The 14,061-nt window shown below is 57.8% G+C and carries 15 protein-coding genes; 9 read left to right on the top strand and 6 right to left on the bottom strand.

Annotated elements, in window-relative coordinates; translation table 11 throughout:
• The first annotated feature begins 143 nt into the window (after positions 1-143).
• The 3 genes from iraP to psiF all read left to right on the top strand — a co-directional run bounded on the left by iraP (position 144) and on the right by psiF (position 2,334).
• Positions 144-404 carry an anti-adapter protein IraP gene (gene iraP, locus OQV00_RS21020; RefSeq protein ID WP_004858488.1) on the top strand — a complete coding sequence of 87 codons (261 nt, stop codon included), beginning with the start codon at positions 144-146 and terminating at the stop codon, positions 402-404.
• Positions 405-491: 87 nt separating this feature from the next.
• Positions 492-1,922: an alkaline phosphatase gene (gene phoA / locus OQV00_RS21015; protein ID WP_162893478.1), complete on the top strand. Its 1,431-nt coding sequence runs from the start codon at positions 492-494 to the stop codon at positions 1,920-1,922.
• Between the two features lie 91 nt (positions 1,923-2,013).
• The gene (gene psiF, locus OQV00_RS21010; protein WP_004858496.1) at positions 2,014-2,334 is read left to right on the top strand and encodes a phosphate starvation-inducible protein PsiF; all 321 of its coding nucleotides are present in this window, start codon (positions 2,014-2,016) and stop codon (positions 2,332-2,334) included.
• Between the two features lie 75 nt (positions 2,335-2,409).
• Here psiF and proC read toward each other — a convergent pair whose 3' ends face one another.
• The gene (gene proC, locus OQV00_RS21005; protein ID WP_004858499.1) at positions 2,410-3,219 is read right to left on the bottom strand and encodes a pyrroline-5-carboxylate reductase; all 810 of its coding nucleotides are present in this window, start codon (positions 3,217-3,219) and stop codon (positions 2,410-2,412) included.
• A gap of 116 nt (positions 3,220-3,335) precedes the next feature.
• On the opposite strand from proC, the gene OQV00_RS21000 reads away from it, so the two are divergent.
• Positions 3,336-3,794 (top strand): YaiI/YqxD family protein, encoded by a 459-nt coding sequence (locus OQV00_RS21000; protein WP_004858502.1) that lies wholly within the window; start codon positions 3,336-3,338, stop codon positions 3,792-3,794.
• Here the strand turns inward: OQV00_RS21000 and OQV00_RS20995 are convergent.
• Positions 3,791-4,492, bottom strand: coding sequence for a DUF2076 domain-containing protein (locus OQV00_RS20995; RefSeq protein WP_004858508.1), 702 nt, complete (start codon positions 4,490-4,492; stop codon positions 3,791-3,793). The two genes, OQV00_RS21000 and OQV00_RS20995, sit on opposite strands and share 4 nt — an antisense overlap.
• A 334-nt stretch (positions 4,493-4,826) precedes the next feature.
• Between OQV00_RS20995 and aroL the strand changes: the two genes are divergently transcribed.
• From aroL to ppnP, 4 genes are all read left to right on the top strand, one after another.
• Positions 4,827-5,384, top strand: coding sequence for a shikimate kinase AroL (gene aroL / locus OQV00_RS20990; RefSeq protein ID WP_004858511.1), 558 nt, complete (start codon positions 4,827-4,829; stop codon positions 5,382-5,384).
• A gap of 98 nt (positions 5,385-5,482) precedes the next feature.
• Entirely contained in the window at positions 5,483-5,674 is a 192-nt protein-coding gene (locus OQV00_RS20985; RefSeq protein WP_004858514.1) for a YaiA family protein, read from the top strand.
• A gap of 251 nt (positions 5,675-5,925) precedes the next feature.
• A complete protein-coding gene (locus OQV00_RS20980) occupies positions 5,926-6,603 on the top strand; it encodes an AroM family protein (RefSeq protein ID WP_004858517.1) in 678 nt (225 codons plus the stop codon).
• Positions 6,604-6,690: 87 nt separating this feature from the next.
• Complete coding sequence (ppnP, locus tag OQV00_RS20975; RefSeq protein WP_002890284.1) at positions 6,691-6,975, top strand: pyrimidine/purine nucleoside phosphorylase; 285 nt, start codon at positions 6,691-6,693, stop codon at positions 6,973-6,975.
• A 65-nt stretch (positions 6,976-7,040) separates the two neighbouring features.
• On the opposite strand, the gene rdgC is transcribed toward ppnP, so the two are convergent.
• Entirely contained in the window at positions 7,041-7,952 is a 912-nt protein-coding gene (gene rdgC / locus OQV00_RS20970; protein ID WP_004858522.1) for a recombination-associated protein RdgC, read from the bottom strand.
• 91 nt (positions 7,953-8,043) lie between these two features.
• On the opposite strand from rdgC, the gene mak reads away from it, so the two are divergent.
• Entirely contained in the window at positions 8,044-8,949 is a 906-nt protein-coding gene (mak, locus tag OQV00_RS20965; protein WP_015585050.1) for a fructokinase, read from the top strand.
• A 48-nt stretch (positions 8,950-8,997) separates the two neighbouring features.
• Here mak and OQV00_RS20960 read toward each other — a convergent pair whose 3' ends face one another.
• The 3 genes from OQV00_RS20960 to sbcD form a co-directional block, all read right to left on the bottom strand.
• Positions 8,998-9,360, bottom strand: a complete 363-nt coding sequence (locus OQV00_RS20960) for a hypothetical protein (RefSeq protein WP_004858526.1) — start codon at positions 9,358-9,360, stop codon at positions 8,998-9,000.
• Positions 9,361-9,685: 325 nt separating this feature from the next.
• Positions 9,686-12,844, bottom strand: a complete 3,159-nt coding sequence (sbcC, locus tag OQV00_RS20955; RefSeq protein WP_137056357.1) for an exonuclease subunit SbcC — start codon at positions 12,842-12,844, stop codon at positions 9,686-9,688.
• Positions 12,841-14,043 carry an exonuclease subunit SbcD gene (gene sbcD / locus OQV00_RS20950; protein ID WP_032716742.1) on the bottom strand — a complete coding sequence of 401 codons (1,203 nt, stop codon included), beginning with the start codon at positions 14,041-14,043 and terminating at the stop codon, positions 12,841-12,843. The genes sbcC and sbcD overlap by 4 nt, the downstream gene beginning before the upstream one ends.
• Positions 14,044-14,061 lie beyond the last annotated feature (18 nt).

Raw genomic sequence — 14,061 nt, 5'->3', positions numbered from 1 at the left:
TGGTGGCGATCGTCGAATGAGCAAAACGTTTCGCTTATTATATTGAGAGATAAACAACCATTTTTAAAAAATAATACTGGTATCCGATGGCGAATGTATGACATAACTAGCAAATAATGGAACCCGCATAAGGATACAGTGCTGTGAAGAATCTGATTGCTGAACTACTGGTAAACCTGGCGCAAAAGGAGGAAGAAGCGAAGGAACTGACGGTGCAGGTTGAGGCGCTGGAAGTTGTCGTGACGGCGCTGCTTCGCCATATGGCGCAGGATGCGCAGCAGGCACTAATTAACGATATTGAGCACGCTATTGAGCAGGCGAGCCCCGGTCCGCTGGTGGACGATCGCGATGCTCAGCTGCTGCAGCAATATATAAAAAAGCTGTTACGGCATCCGCGTAGTTAGTTCTTTTGACAGGACATGGATGCTGTCATTTTACTGTCATCTCGCTTTTATAAAGTCTCCCTCGTTTTGTTTTTTAAGTATTTTTACATGGAGACGACAAAAGTGAAATTAAACGCCCTCTTTATTGCCCTGTTACCTCTGCTGGGCTCCCCGGTTATTCATGCAGAAACCACGGCTGCCCCGGTTCTGGAAAATCGTGCCGCTCAGGGCGATATCACCACGCCCGGCGGCGCGCGCCGCTTAAGCGGCGATCAAACTGCCGCGCTGCAGGCTTCGTTAATCAACAAACCCGCAAAAAATATTATTTTGCTGATTGGCGACGGGATGGGCGACTCTGAAATTACGGCGGCGCGCAATTATGCCGAAGGCGCCGGCGGTTTCTTTAAGGGCATTGATGCGCTGCCGCTGACCGGTCAGTACACACATTATTCTCTGGATAAGAAAACCGGCAAACCGGATTACGTCACCGATTCCGCCGCGTCCGCGACCGCCTGGACCACCGGCGTAAAAAGCTATAACGGCGCGCTGGGGGTTGATATCCATGAAAAAGATCATCAGACCATCCTCGAACTGGCGAAAGCCGCAGGGTTTGCCACCGGCAATGTCTCCACGGCAGAGCTGCAGGATGCCACGCCAGCGGCGCTGGTCGCACACGTGACTTCGCGTAAATGCTATGGCCCGAGCGTCACCAGCGAAAAATGTCCCGGCAACGCGCTGGAAAAGGGCGGTAAAGGCTCAATTACCGAGCAGCTGCTGAATGCCCGTGCGGACGTGACCTTAGGCGGCGGGGCCAAAACTTTCGCCGAAACCGCGACGGCCGGTGAATGGCAGGGCAAAACGCTGCATGAGCAGGCCATTGCCCGCGGCTACCAGATTGTCACCGATGCCAGCTCGCTGGCCGCGGTCAACGAAGCCAACCAGGGCAAACCGCTGCTGGGTCTTTTCGCCGACGGCAACATGCCGGTGCGCTGGGAAGGGCCGAAAGCCTCTTACCACGGAAATATTGATAAGCCGGCGATAACCTGCACCCCGAACGGCAAACGTGACGCTTCCGTTCCGACGCTGGCGCAGATGACCGAGAAAGCGATCGGTCTTCTGAGCAGCAACGAGAAAGGATTCTTCCTGCAGGTTGAGGGCGCCTCCATTGATAAACAGGATCATGCGGCGAACCCGTGCGGTCAGATTGGCGAAACCGTCGACCTTGATGAAGCGGTACAAAAAGCGCTGGAGTTTGCCAAAAAAGAGGGTAACACGCTGGTCGTTGTCACCGCTGACCATGCGCACGCCAGCCAGATTATTCCGGCCGATTCCAAAGCTCCGGGCCTGACTCAGGCGCTGACGACCAAAGACGGCTCGGTGATGGTCATTAGCTACGGCAACTCGGAAGAGGAGTCGATGGAACATACCGGCACGCAGCTGCGCATTGCCGCCTACGGTCCGCATGCCGCAAACGTGGTGGGCTTAACCGATCAGACCGATCTGTTCTACACCATGAAAGCCGCGCTGGGCCTGAAATAAGCCGCTGCCGATGGTGAATTGTGGCCATCGGCTGGTTTTTTTCCCATCAGCGACCAGACTTACAGAGATTGACTGACAAAAGGATGGTGTGATGAAAATAACATTGTTGGTAACTCTGCTTTTTGGTCTTATCTTTGTGACGGCGGTGAATGCCGCGGAAAAAACGCCCACGCCCCAGCAGCAAAAAATGACGACCTGCAACAAAGAGGCCTCGTCGAAATCGCTGAAAGGGGATGAGCGTAAAGCGTTTATGAGTCAGTGCCTCAAGAAAGATGCGCCGGCGCCGGAAAGTAAGGGGCTGACGCCTCAGCAGCAAAAAATGCGCGAGTGCAACGGTCAGGCGACCCAGCAGTCTCTGAAAGGGGACGATCGTAATAAGTTTATGAGTGCCTGCCTGAAGAAACAGGGATAAGCGGGCGCGGGTCGAAGCTGATGGGGTAAAAACGGGTGAGGAGACTCCTCACCCGATATCGACACGAGGCGGGGATCAGGAGCGGCTAAGCTTCTCTGATTTTTCCATGCATTTGACCATGGCCTCGATGACCGCAGAGCGGAATCCTTTCTCTTCCAGTACCCGCACAGCTTCGATGGTAGTCCCGCCTGGCGAGCAGACCATATCTTTCAGCGTCCCCGGATGTTCTCCGCTTTCGAGCACCATTTTGGCCGAGCCCATGACCGCCTGAGCGGCAAATTTGTAGGCCTGAGCGCGCGGCATACCGCCGAGAACGGCAGCATCTGCCATCGCTTCAATAAACATGAAGACATAGGCCGGCGCGGAACCGCTCACGCCCACCACCGGGTGGATCATCGGCTCAGCGATAATTTCAGCCTGACCGAAGCAGCGGAAAATCGTCAGCGCTTCGGCGACCTCTTCGCTGGTCACCAGCGCGTTAGGTGTCACTGAGGTCATCCCGGCGTTAACCAGCGATGGGGTGTTCGGCATCGCGCGTATGATCTTGCGATCGTGGCCCAGCGCCCGTGCCAGCTGATCGAGCGTGACGCCAGCGGCAATTGAGATAACCAGCGAGTCTTTATTCAGGCTGGAGGCGACTTCACTGAGCACTTTAATCATGATCCCCGGCTTGACCGCGCCGAAGATGATATCGGCGACCTGAGCGACTTCCTGTGCGCTCTGCGCGGCATTGATGCCGTACTGGTCGTGCAGGGCCGCCACTTTGTCCGGCGACGGGGTGTAGACCCAAATTTGCCCAGGCTGCACCTGTCCGCTGGCGATCAGACCGCCCAGAATGGCCTTACCCATATTGCCGCAGCCGATAAAGCCAATTTTCTTCTCCATCACCGTTCCCCTTTGCTTATTTTGTCGTGAGTTCTCTAGCTTATCACTCCAGCGCTTCCCCGGGGGACAAAAGCAGGTGACAATGATGCCTCCCTTTTTCGTCGACAGGAGCCGGAATGGCTATTTGGGTTGATGCGGACGCGTGTCCGAACGTCATTAAAGAGATTTTATTCCGCGCCGCCGAGCGTACACAGACCTCGCTGACGCTGGTTGCCAACCAGCCGCTGCGGGTGCCGCCGTCGCGGGTGATCCGCACGCTGCGCGTGCCGCAGGGATTTGATGTGGCCGACAACGAAATCGTCCGCCTGTGTGAACCGGGCGACCTGGTGATTACCGCCGATATACCGCTGGCGGCGGAAGTGCTGGCCAAGGGCGGCGCAGCCTTAAATCCGCGCGGTGAGCGCTACAGCGATGCGACTATTCGCGAACGTCTGACGATGCGTGATTTTATGGAAACGATGCGGGCCAGCGGCGTACAAACCGGCGGCCCGGATAGTTTGTCGCAGCGCGATCGGCAACAATTCGCCGCCGCGCTGGAGAAGTGGCTGTCAGAGACAAAACGCCCGCAGGGTTAAACCCAGCTGTCGTCATCGCCGCCGAAATCGTCGTCGTTACCCATCCCGGCGTCGAAGTCAGAGTTCCAGGTGTTGTTATCCGCGAGGAACTGATTATCGTCCTGACGGAACGGATCCTCCGCGCCGGACAGTTCCTGCGTCTGGTTGAGGTCGGGCTGCGGTTTTTCTTCAATAATATTGACGATCTCCTGCGGATGCGAGCCGCTGAACATATTGGTCAACATATTGCCCAGCACCACGCCGCCTGCCACACCTGCCGCCGTTTGCAGCGCACCGGCCATAAAGCCGCCGCCGCTGCGCGCCGCCTGCGGCGCATAGTTTTGCTGCGGCATTTGCGGCGCATACTGCGGCTGTGCGCTGGCCTGAGGGCGACCATATTGTTCTGCCCCGGGAATGGGGTCGGAGCCGCGGCTCTGACCGCCGCCAAACAGCCCGGAGAGGAACCCGCCGCTGCTCGGTTTTGCCGCCTGTAGCTGCGTCACCTGGCTTTCCAGCGCCTGGATACGATCGTTGAGCTGCTTGATGGCGGCTTCCTGGATCAGTATCGTTTGCGCCATGTAATAGGGCGCGGCGGGCTGCTCTTTGATGTGTTGCGCAATCCGCTCCTCGGCGCTGGCATCGCGCGAAGCGCTCTGCGTTCCGGCCTCTTTCAGGCGGGAAAACAGTCCATCAATAAGGCGTTGTTCTTCAGATTGCATGGTACTTTCCTCTGTCATACTGGTCGTTTAGCGTCAGAGTGCGACCGAACATGCCATGTTGTAAATATGTTGATGCGTAAAGCTATGCATAAATGTGTTACCGTTTACGCCAGCCAGCGGCTGAAAAATAATCTTTTTGAATAAGTAAATCTGGAATCACACTTAATGCAATGATAGGTTTACGCGATAAATCCTTTTGTTGCCTGTGATGAGCAGGTTTTGCTAGAGCAATGTAACGTTTGTTTTACGCTTATTGCCGGCGATTTTGCCGGTACCATTGCTGACTATTCGTATTCATTTTCCCGCGATATGCGGAACCAGGGGGTCTTCGGTAATGACATTGCCAATCTTTCTCATCGGGCCACGCGGCTGTGGTAAAACGACAATCGGCCATGCGCTGGCGCGGGCGCGTCATTACCAGTTCACCGATACCGATCATGCGCTGCAGGAGCGCGAGCAGCGTACGGTCGCGACTATTGTTGAGCAGGAGGGCTGGGCGCGTTTTCGTGAGCTGGAGTCAGAGGCGCTGAAAGCGGCCGCGCGACCGGAGACGGTGGTGGCGACCGGCGGCGGCATTATTCTGGCTGAAGCTAACCGCCAGTTCATGCGCGAAAACGGCGTGGTGATTTACCTGCAGGTGCCGGTTTCGGCGCTGATCGAACGCCTTGAAGCCTATCCGAAAACCGAGCAGCGCCCGACGCTGACCGGTAAACCGGTGCGCGATGAAGTCGGCGAAGTGCTGGCGCAGCGGGAAGCGCTGTATCGCGCAACCGCGCATCATATTATTGATGCCACCGCGACGCCGGATGACGTCGTCGGACACATTCTGGCGACCTTACAGAATGTCTTCGCGCCGCAAGAGGCTCAATGCGTCGAGGCCGCAAGAGAGTAACGGGACGCCGGCCGCGCTGTGAGTTAAGACTTTACTGACGGTAAACGACGCAGGGGCCCCTATACTTAATAGCTCTGATGGCCGAAGAAGGAAGAGCTATGCCAACCCAACCTCCATATCCGAGAGAAGCGCGTATTGTTGCCGTTGCGAAAGGTCCCGCAGGCCAGGGGGAGACCTGGTATCAGCTGCGTGCCGATTTCCCGACTCCCGATTCACTGATCAGCGAACACCCCACGGAACAGGAAGCGCTGGACGCGAAACAGCGCTACGAAGACCCGGATAAATCATAATCTCGCCCGCCCGGCATTCTCTTTGCTCAGAGCAATTCCGGGCCTCCATCACATTTTTAATTCATCAGCGCTGCTGATGATTCCCTAAGGTACGGATTTTTCAGGCATGCGCCTGAGGCCACATCAATCTTTACATTCAACGGCGGCGGTAAGCTGCTACGCTTCTGGACGGTTGATTTTTAGTCAACGGGGGGGCGAAGTGGTGTGCAGTAAGCCTGTGCTGAAGCAGTGGTAGTGAAAAGGTACGTGATATGAGTACAACGATGGCTATTTTAACCGTTGGCGTGGTACCGGTGGCTGAAGTTTTGCCGCTTTTAACCGAACATATCAGGGAAGAGCAGATCACTCATATTAGCCTGTTAGGCAAAATGACGCGTGAAGATGTTATGGAAGATTATGCCCTTGATTCCGGCGATGAACGCCTGCTGACGTTATTGAATGATAACCAGCCGGCCGAGGTTTCGCGCCAGAAGGTCGAGCGTGATTTAAAGCATATTATCGCGATGCTCGACAGGCAAGAATATGATGTCATTCTGTTTTTGAGTTCCGAAATGCTCAGCGGCCTCACGGCGCGCAATGCCATTTTACTGGAGCCGCAGCGGATTATTCCGCCGCTGGTGGCATCGATTGTTGACGGGCATCAGGTCGGGGTTATCGTTCCCGTTGAGGAGGTGCTGCCCATGCAGCAGCAAAAGTGGCTTTCGTTAGAAAACGCGCCTTACTACGCGTTGGCCAACCCGATCAGCGGCAGCGATAGTGATTTATTGAGCGCCGGACGGGCGCTGCTGGAGCAGGGCGCAGACGTGCTGGTGCTGGACTGCCTGGGTTACCACCAGCATCATCGCGACGTATTGCAAAAAGCGCTGGATGTGCCGGTTCTGCTGTCAAATGTGCTGGTTTCCCGGCTGGCTGCAGAACTATTAGTTTAACATGGTCCGATAGATTAATTTTACGTGACAGGGGCAAGGAGCGCCCCCTATATTGAGGCTTCAACAAAAGATCATAAGGGCTTGTTTATGCTTCAAAGCAATGAATACTTCGACGGAAAAGTGAAATCGATTGGCTTCACCAGCAGCAGCACCGGCCGCGCGAGCGTCGGGGTGATGGCAGAAGGGGAATATACCTTTGGTACCGCGCAGCCGGAAGAGATGACGGTGGTGAGCGGTGCGCTGAATGTGCTGCTGCCGGGGGAAACCGAGTGGAAAGTGTATGCCGCCGGTGAAGTGTTCAATGTACCAGGCAACAGCGAGTTTCATCTGCAGGTGGCTGAGCCAACCTCTTATCTGTGCCGCTATCTGTGATTCCTCGCCTTCCTGCCGCGGCAGGAAGGCATGTTGCCCGCTTTGTCGAGCGCATCCGGCGCTGATTAGCGCTGTGCTTCTCCGCCGAGAGCTTCCACCAGATTCTGAATCAATGCCGCCAGTTCGCCGGTCATCAGAATAAAGTCGGCGTCAAAACGCTGAGCGAAATCTTCCCGGTCAATATCTTCATTCTGGTCACGCAGTTCGTCGCAGAACTTCAGACGTTTGATTGAACCATCATCGCACATCAGGAACTGAATACGCTGCTGCCAGTCGAGCGCCAGTTTGGTCACGACTTTCCCGGCTTCAATATGCACGGCGATTTCATCGCTGACCAGATCCTGTTTCTTCGCCCGAATGACGCCGCCGTCTTCCAGCATGGCTTTCAGTTCGGCTTCATCCAGCAGCTGGAAACCCTGAGCGACGCTCCCGGAGCGGACCCATTCGGTCAAGGTCAGCTCGATCGGATTTTCCAGCGCCAGCGGAACGACCGGCAGAGAACCTAAGGTTTTACGCAGCAGCGCCAGCGTATCTTCCGCTTTCTTGGCGCTGGCGCAGTCGACCATGATCAGCCCGTTGACGGTATCGATCCACATCATTGTCTGGCTGAAACGGCTGAAGGCGCGCGGCAGCAGCGAGTGCAGCACTTCGTCTTTCAGCGAATCTTTCTCGGTTTTTTTCAGCTTACGGCCCTGATCGGCTTCCAGCTTGAGGATCTTTGCTTCCAGCGCCTGTTTGATCACCGGTGACGGCAGGATCTTCTCTTCTTTACGTGCGCAGATCACGATCTGACCATTTGCGGTATGCGTCAGCGCATCGCTGTGCGAACCCATCGGCGATACCCAACCGGTCTTCGCCATATCCTGGCTACCACAAGGGGTAAATGTCAGCCCGGCCAGCTGTTTTTCCATCTCCTCGGCACGCAATGAAATCTCGCGGCTGAGACGGTAAACCATTAAATTTTTGAACCACAGCATGATAATTTCCACGGCGTTGTCGTTAAATCCAGCGGGCATGATAGCGAATTGTCGCTATGCTTGCATTGTTAATCGGGGAGAGGAGCTTACAGTGCGTATTGGTATTGATCTGGGCGGCACAAAAACAGAAGTCATTGCTCTGAGTGACCAGGGAGAGCAGTTATTCCGCCACCGTTTGCCGACTCCACGCGAGGATTATCGGCAAACAATAGAGAATATCGCGACGCTGGTCGGGATGGCGGAGGACGCGACCGGGCAGCGCGGCAGCGTTGGCGTCGGGATCCCGGGGTCGATTTCGCCCTATACCGGGGTAGTGAAGAATGCCAACTCCACCTGGCTCAACGGTCAGCCGTTTGATAACGATCTGAGCCAGCGCTTAAACCGCGAAGTACGCCTGGCGAATGATGCCAACTGCCTGGCGGTTTCCGAAGCGGTAGACGGCGCCGCCGCCGGGGCGCAGACCGTGTTTGCGGTGATCATCGGTACCGGATGCGGGGCCGGCGTGGCGATACAGGGCCGTTCCCATATTGGCGGTAACGGCACCGCCGGGGAGTGGGGTCACAACCCGCTACCGTGGATGGATGATGATGAACTACGCTATCGCGCCGAAGTGCCGTGCTATTGCGGTAAGCAGGGATGTATTGAAACCTTTATCTCCGGGACCGGTTTTGCCACGGACTACCAGCGTTTGAGCGGCCAGTCGCTCACGGGCAACGCGATTATGCAGCGGGTTAGCGAGCAGGATCCGCTGGCCGAGCAGGCGCTGAAGCGTTACGAGATGCGTCTGGCGAAGTCGCTGGCCCACGTGGTCAATATCCTCGATCCGGATGTGATTGTCCTCGGCGGTGGGATGAGCAACGTTGAACGCCTCTACCAGACGGTTCCTGAACTGGTGAAATCATGGGTATTCGGCGGGGAGTGCGAGACGCCGATTCGAAAAGCCGTACACGGCGACTCCAGCGGCGTGCGCGGCGCGGCCTGGCTGTGGCCGCTGTAAATCAGCGTGACCCCGTTGCCCTGGTCAGCAGGGGCAACGGGGAGTTAATCACAGAGCGGGGATCTCATCCAGGTGAGAGTAAATCGTCAGCCCTCTTTTTTTCCCTTCCTCGACATCAAGATCGGCGCCCCGGGACTCCCCCGGTATACGCAAAATCGCGTCGCAGCGGCTAATCAAACGATGGGCGACGGGATATAAAAACTCTTCGCTGATCGGATCGCCTGTTTCCTTTGAACCAGCGGCTTTGGCCAGAGGTAAAGCGAGCCACTCGCCAATCACGGGAATATGCCCTTTACGATAAATATTCAGCGCAACCTGTGCCATGGCGTTCAGGTTGGCAGCAATCAGTTCCGGGCGATCATTGGTGCCGCTGCGGACGGGACCCGCAACCAGGATAAGACAACTTTTCATCTCTCAGACCTTCTTAATATGTGAGCGGGAAGACGGGAAACCCGATGGATATCCGCAAAGGCGTTTTTACCTGGCGCGTATCTGTCGGGGACATTGCTTCTGCACGTTTGTGCACGAATGGCGGTGATAATAGATTTTTTCCGCTTTTAGTGGCTTAAACGTCATGTTGATGCCTGTTTATTCTCTCTTTAGAAAATAAAACGAAACTATCATGCATATTCATGCATGATCAAGATGATTCGTGAAATTGCGGCAAGGATAATGCACCGGAGAAGTGCGACCTTTCCGCGAAAGGAAAGGTCTGCGCAGGGGAAAGGCTCGGGGGTTACTCGATGGAAAACATTTTATCCAGCCGGCTGTAGCCAAGACCGTTGATTTTCTTAACTTTGATCTGCACCGGAATGCGCTCTTTCATTGCTTCAACGTGGCTTATTACGCCGATCACCTTACCGCTGGCATTCAGGGCGTCGAGCGCATCCAGCGCGGTATCGAGCGTTTCGCTATCGAGCGTGCCGAACCCTTCATCAAGGAACAGCGAATCGATGCGCGTTTTGTGACTCACCAGATCGGACAGCGCCAGCGCCAGCGCCAGGCTGACAAGGAAACTTTCACCGCCGGAGAGGGTCCGCGTATCGCGTACCGCATCCGCCTGCCAGGTATCAACCACCTCCAGCTCCAGTGCTTCGCTGGCCTTGCGCTGGAGCTGGTAGCGCCCGTGCAGGCGATTGAGCTGATGGTTCGCCAGCCAGACCAGGTTATCCAGCGTTAGCCCCTGGGCGAATTTGCGGAACTTATCGCCCTCTTTAGAACCGATTAGCGCATTAAGCCATGCCCAGTCCTCGAGCTGCTGCCCGGCAAGCGCGATCTCCTGATGCAATGCCTGCTGGCGTTGCTGGTTTCCGGCATTCTGTTTCAGCTGTTGGCGGATCTCTCCCTGGCGGGCGCTGTTTTCCCGCAGCTGCGGCGCCAGCTGGAGCAGACGGGCCTGGACCTGTTCCAGCGGTAGGGTGAGGTCGACGTCTGTCGGCGGTTGCTGCTGATGCCGGGCGAGCGCGTCGCGAGCGCGCAGCGCCAGAGCGTTATTTTGCTGTACGGCATTTTCCAGCGCCTGTTTAAGCCGCTCCAGCCGCTGGCGCGTCTCTTCGTCGAGCAGAGCGGCGAGAAAGGCCTGCTGGTCGGCAAACGGGCTGCTGGAGAGGGCGGCAGCGAAGCGGGTTTGCGTCTCCCGCAGCGCTTCCTGCTGCTGGCTCTCCTGCTGGCTCAGCGTCCGCCACTGGCTTTGCAATGCCAGGCAGTCGTCATGCACCTGACGCCAGCCCGTCAGCGGCGCCGGATCGGCTATCTCGTCCGTTGACGGAAGGGGCTCCGGCTCTGTCGGTGGAAGTGTTTCCAGCAGCGGCGTCAGCTGTTGAAGCTGCTCCTGAAGCGCGACGGATTGGTTCTGTTGTTCCTGCCACAGGCGGCTCTCGGCTTCCCGCTGCGCCAGCCACTCCGCCGTCCGATCGGCCTGCGGAACGCTGAGCGCGAAGGGCGAGAGTTCTGTCTCCAGCTGCGCGCGCCGTTGTTCCTGCTCCTGCTGGAGCTGCCTGAGCTGTTGCTCGCCCGCCTGCTGCCGGGCCTGCCAGGCCAGTCGCTGCTGGTGCTGATACAGCTGCTGTTCGCTCTCTTGCTGGGCCGCCAGCCAGCCGGGAATATCATCCTGCGGCTGCAGGTCGCAATGGAGTCCGCTGACGGTTGTCTGCCATTGTGAGGTGAGCGCTTGCTCCTGCTGAAGGAGAGAGTCCAGCTCTTCTTTCTCTTTAACCTGTTGTTTAAGCAGTGCCTCAAGCTGGCCGCGCAGCTGGGCGCCTTCTTCCGCCAGCTGTTTGACTTCACGCTCCAGACTATCCCGGCGGGCCTGATTCACGCCGGGCTCCAGCGCCCGGTATTGTGCGACGGCCGGGTGTTCGCTGGAACCACAGAGCGGACAAGGGGCTCCGGGCTGCAGGCGAGCGCGCTCTTCCTCCAACCCGACAATGCGCGCTTCCAGCTCACAAATAGCCTTCACATCGCTGAATTGCTGATGTTTTTCTTTGTAGGCCAGGCGGCGCTGGGCCAGGGTTGTTTCCAGCTTTTCCTGTTCCTCACGACGAGCCTGCTCCGTGGTTTGCAGCTGCTGCTGACGCTGGCGAAGCGGCAACAGGCGGCTATGCAGCGTCGAAAGCTGCTGGCGTAACGGGCGGGCGGCGGCGTGCTGCGCCAGGCTGGCGGTGACCTGGTCGGCATCCAGCGTCAGCGTCGCAGGCGGCAGCTCTGCCAGCTTGCGGGCGATTTCCGCCAGGCTCTGTTGCACGACGTTCTGTTGCCGGGCATCGCTCGCCTGCTGCTGGAAGACGGCCCGCCAGCCCGCCAGCGAGTTTCCCCACTGGCGATAGCGATCGTGTTCGTTAAGCCACAGGTTGAGGGCGTGATGGGCATCCTGCAAGCGGGTCATCTGCCGGCTGGCGGCAAGGCGGATCCCGGCGCGCAGCCGCAGCTTGTCCTGTAAGCGAGTATTCACTTCCTCCACCTGGCGGTGGGTTTGCGCCAGCGCGGCGCTTTGTTCCTGCTGTCGGGTCCACAGCGGACGAAGCTGCTCTGCCGGCTGCGCGTTGAGCAGCGCTGCAAGCTGCGGCTGGGCCTGATCCAGCGCCTGCTGCGCGTCCTGCAGCCGGACCTGAGCCTGCGAGGCTTCCGCGCTGAGCTCCTGCTGGCGCAGCAGCCACTGCTGCGCGGCCTGCAGGCGGGCTTGCTCCGAAAGCTGTAGACGCTCTTCATCAGTAAGTGCTTGCAAACTTTGCTGTAGCGCCTGCTGCTGCTCATCACTCAGCAGCAGAACGCCGGAGGCCTGGGCCTGAAGTTTCTCCAGTTCGTTGCGGGCAAGCTTATGCTTTTCAAACACCTGTGCTGAAATTTGGCCATAGATTTCGGTGCCGGTCAGCTCTTCCAGCAGCTCAGCGCGTTCTTTTGGTTTGGCGTTGAGGAACGCGGCGAACTGGCCTTGCGACAGCAGCATTGAGCGGGTAAAGCGACCGTAATCCAGTCCGGTGAGCGAAGCGGTCAGTTCGAGCTTATCTTTGACTTTATCGGCAAGGATCTGCCCATCGTCGCAGCGGGCCAGCTCAACGCGCGGGGCCTGCAGGTTGCCCTCCGGCTGATTGCGGGCGCGGTTCTGGCTCCAGAAGGCGCGATAGGCCGTCCCTTTGACCTCGAATTCCACTTCCGCCAGACACTCGGCGGTATCGCGGGTCATCAGATCGTTTTGCGATTGCGACACGCTGCTCAGACGGGGCGTTTCGTGATACAGCGCGAGGCAGATCGCGTCCAGCAGAGTGGTTTTCCCGGCGCCGGTGGGGCCGGTGATGGCAAACAGCCCGTTGCTGGCGAACGGTTCTGCGGTGAAGTCGATTTTCCATTCGCCTTTTAACGAGTTGATATTTTTCAGGCGCAAACTCAGAATTTTCACAGGTGCTCCTCACCATTCAGACTATGCAGCGTTTCGTTGAACAGCTGCGTCAGGCGTAGCCGCTGCGCCTCTTCCAGCGTTTCCTGCGCCAGCCGGCGTTCAAACACCTCCTCGACCTGCAGTTCGCTCAGCGTCTCCCGCCGCTCTCCCGCCAGGATGCGTTCACGTTGGGCGCGGCTGCGGCGAACCAGCAGCACTTCCACCGGCAGATCTTCGGTCTGGGCCTGAATTTTTCGCTGAATATCATGGAGATATTCGTCACTGGTAATTTCAATATCCAGCCAGACGACCGGCTCCTGAGGGGCGTCCCGCCACTGGGTAAGCTGTTCGCTGATGCTGGAGAAATCGCCTTTCAGCACTGCCAGCGGCTGCGTCACCGGCACCGTCAGAGGAAGCACCTCCGCCAGGTGCCCGTCGCTGAAGGTCACCAGATTGACGCTTTTGCTTTTGCCCGTCTCATCAAAGCTGAGGGCGATGGGCGAGCCGCTGTAGCGAATATGGTCGCTGCCGCCGATCTTCTGCGCCCGGTGAATATGGCCGAGGGCAACATAATCAACGGGGGGAAAATGGCTGGCGGGGAACGCCTCCAGCGTGCCGATGTAGATATCGCGCACCGCATCGCTCTTGCTGGCGCCAACGGTGGTCAGGTGGCCGCTGGCGACGATCGGCAGCGGACGATCGCCGCGCAGGGCGCAGGCGGCTTCGTACTGCTGCTGATAATAGTCGCTGATAGCGTTCAACAGCAGCTGCTGTTTTTCGCCGCCGGAGTGTCCGGCCTGGCTGGTGACCAGCTCGCGCGGGCGCAGGAAGGGGACCGGGCAAAATATGGCGCCGGGCGTGCCGTCGCGCTGCGGCAGAATAAAGGGAGCATGGCCGGCGCTGGCCACCACCGTGGTTTTCAGAAAGGCCAGAATATCGCGGGATTCATTCAGCGTCGCCACCGAATCGTGGTTGCCCGCCAGCACCACCAGCTGGCAGCCGGTTTGCTGAAGCTGAACCACGAATCGGTTATACAGCTCGCGGGCGTAGCTTGGCGGTGAGCCGGTATCAAAGATGTCGCCGGCGACAATAATGGCATCGACCTCGTGCGCCTGCGCGCTGGTCAGCAGCCAGTCGAGAAAGGCCGAGTGTTCGGCGGCGCGGCTCTTGCTGTAAAAATTCTGGCCAAGGTGCCAGTCAGAGGTGTGGATGATGCGCATAAGTATTCCCTGGCGAAA

This window comes from Klebsiella sp. DY2415, assembly GCF_026314315.1.
Lineage (GTDB): Bacteria > Pseudomonadota > Gammaproteobacteria > Enterobacterales > Enterobacteriaceae > Klebsiella > Klebsiella ornithinolytica.
Note: the sequence above shows the minus strand (reverse complement) of the source record. Positions and strands in the feature narration are given on the sequence as shown.

What these genes read in the sequence shown, in the direction of transcription:
- phoA (WP_162893478.1), top strand. Translation starts at nt 492, where the DNA reads ATGGAGACGACAAAAGTGAAATTAAACGCCCTCTTTATTGCCCTGTTA.
- psiF (WP_004858496.1), top strand. Translation starts at nt 2,014, where the DNA reads ATGAAAATAACATTGTTGGTAACTCTGCTTTTTGGTCTTATCTTTGTG.
- proC (WP_004858499.1), bottom strand. Translation starts at nt 3,219, where the DNA reads ATGGAGAAGAAAATTGGCTTTATCGGCTGCGGCAATATGGGTAAGGCC.
- OQV00_RS21000 (WP_004858502.1), top strand. Translation starts at nt 3,336, where the DNA reads ATGGCTATTTGGGTTGATGCGGACGCGTGTCCGAACGTCATTAAAGAG.
- OQV00_RS20995 (WP_004858508.1), bottom strand. Translation starts at nt 4,492, where the DNA reads ATGCAATCTGAAGAACAACGCCTTATTGATGGACTGTTTTCCCGCCTG.
- aroL (WP_004858511.1), top strand. Translation starts at nt 4,827, where the DNA reads ATGACATTGCCAATCTTTCTCATCGGGCCACGCGGCTGTGGTAAAACG.
- OQV00_RS20985 (WP_004858514.1), top strand. Translation starts at nt 5,483, where the DNA reads ATGCCAACCCAACCTCCATATCCGAGAGAAGCGCGTATTGTTGCCGTT.
- OQV00_RS20980 (WP_004858517.1), top strand. Translation starts at nt 5,926, where the DNA reads ATGAGTACAACGATGGCTATTTTAACCGTTGGCGTGGTACCGGTGGCT.
- ppnP (WP_002890284.1), top strand. Translation starts at nt 6,691, where the DNA reads ATGCTTCAAAGCAATGAATACTTCGACGGAAAAGTGAAATCGATTGGC.
- rdgC (WP_004858522.1), bottom strand. Translation starts at nt 7,952, where the DNA reads ATGCTGTGGTTCAAAAATTTAATGGTTTACCGTCTCAGCCGCGAGATT.
- OQV00_RS20960 (WP_004858526.1), bottom strand. Translation starts at nt 9,360, where the DNA reads ATGAAAAGTTGTCTTATCCTGGTTGCGGGTCCCGTCCGCAGCGGCACC.
- sbcD (WP_032716742.1), bottom strand. Translation starts at nt 14,043, where the DNA reads ATGCGCATCATCCACACCTCTGACTGGCACCTTGGCCAGAATTTTTAC.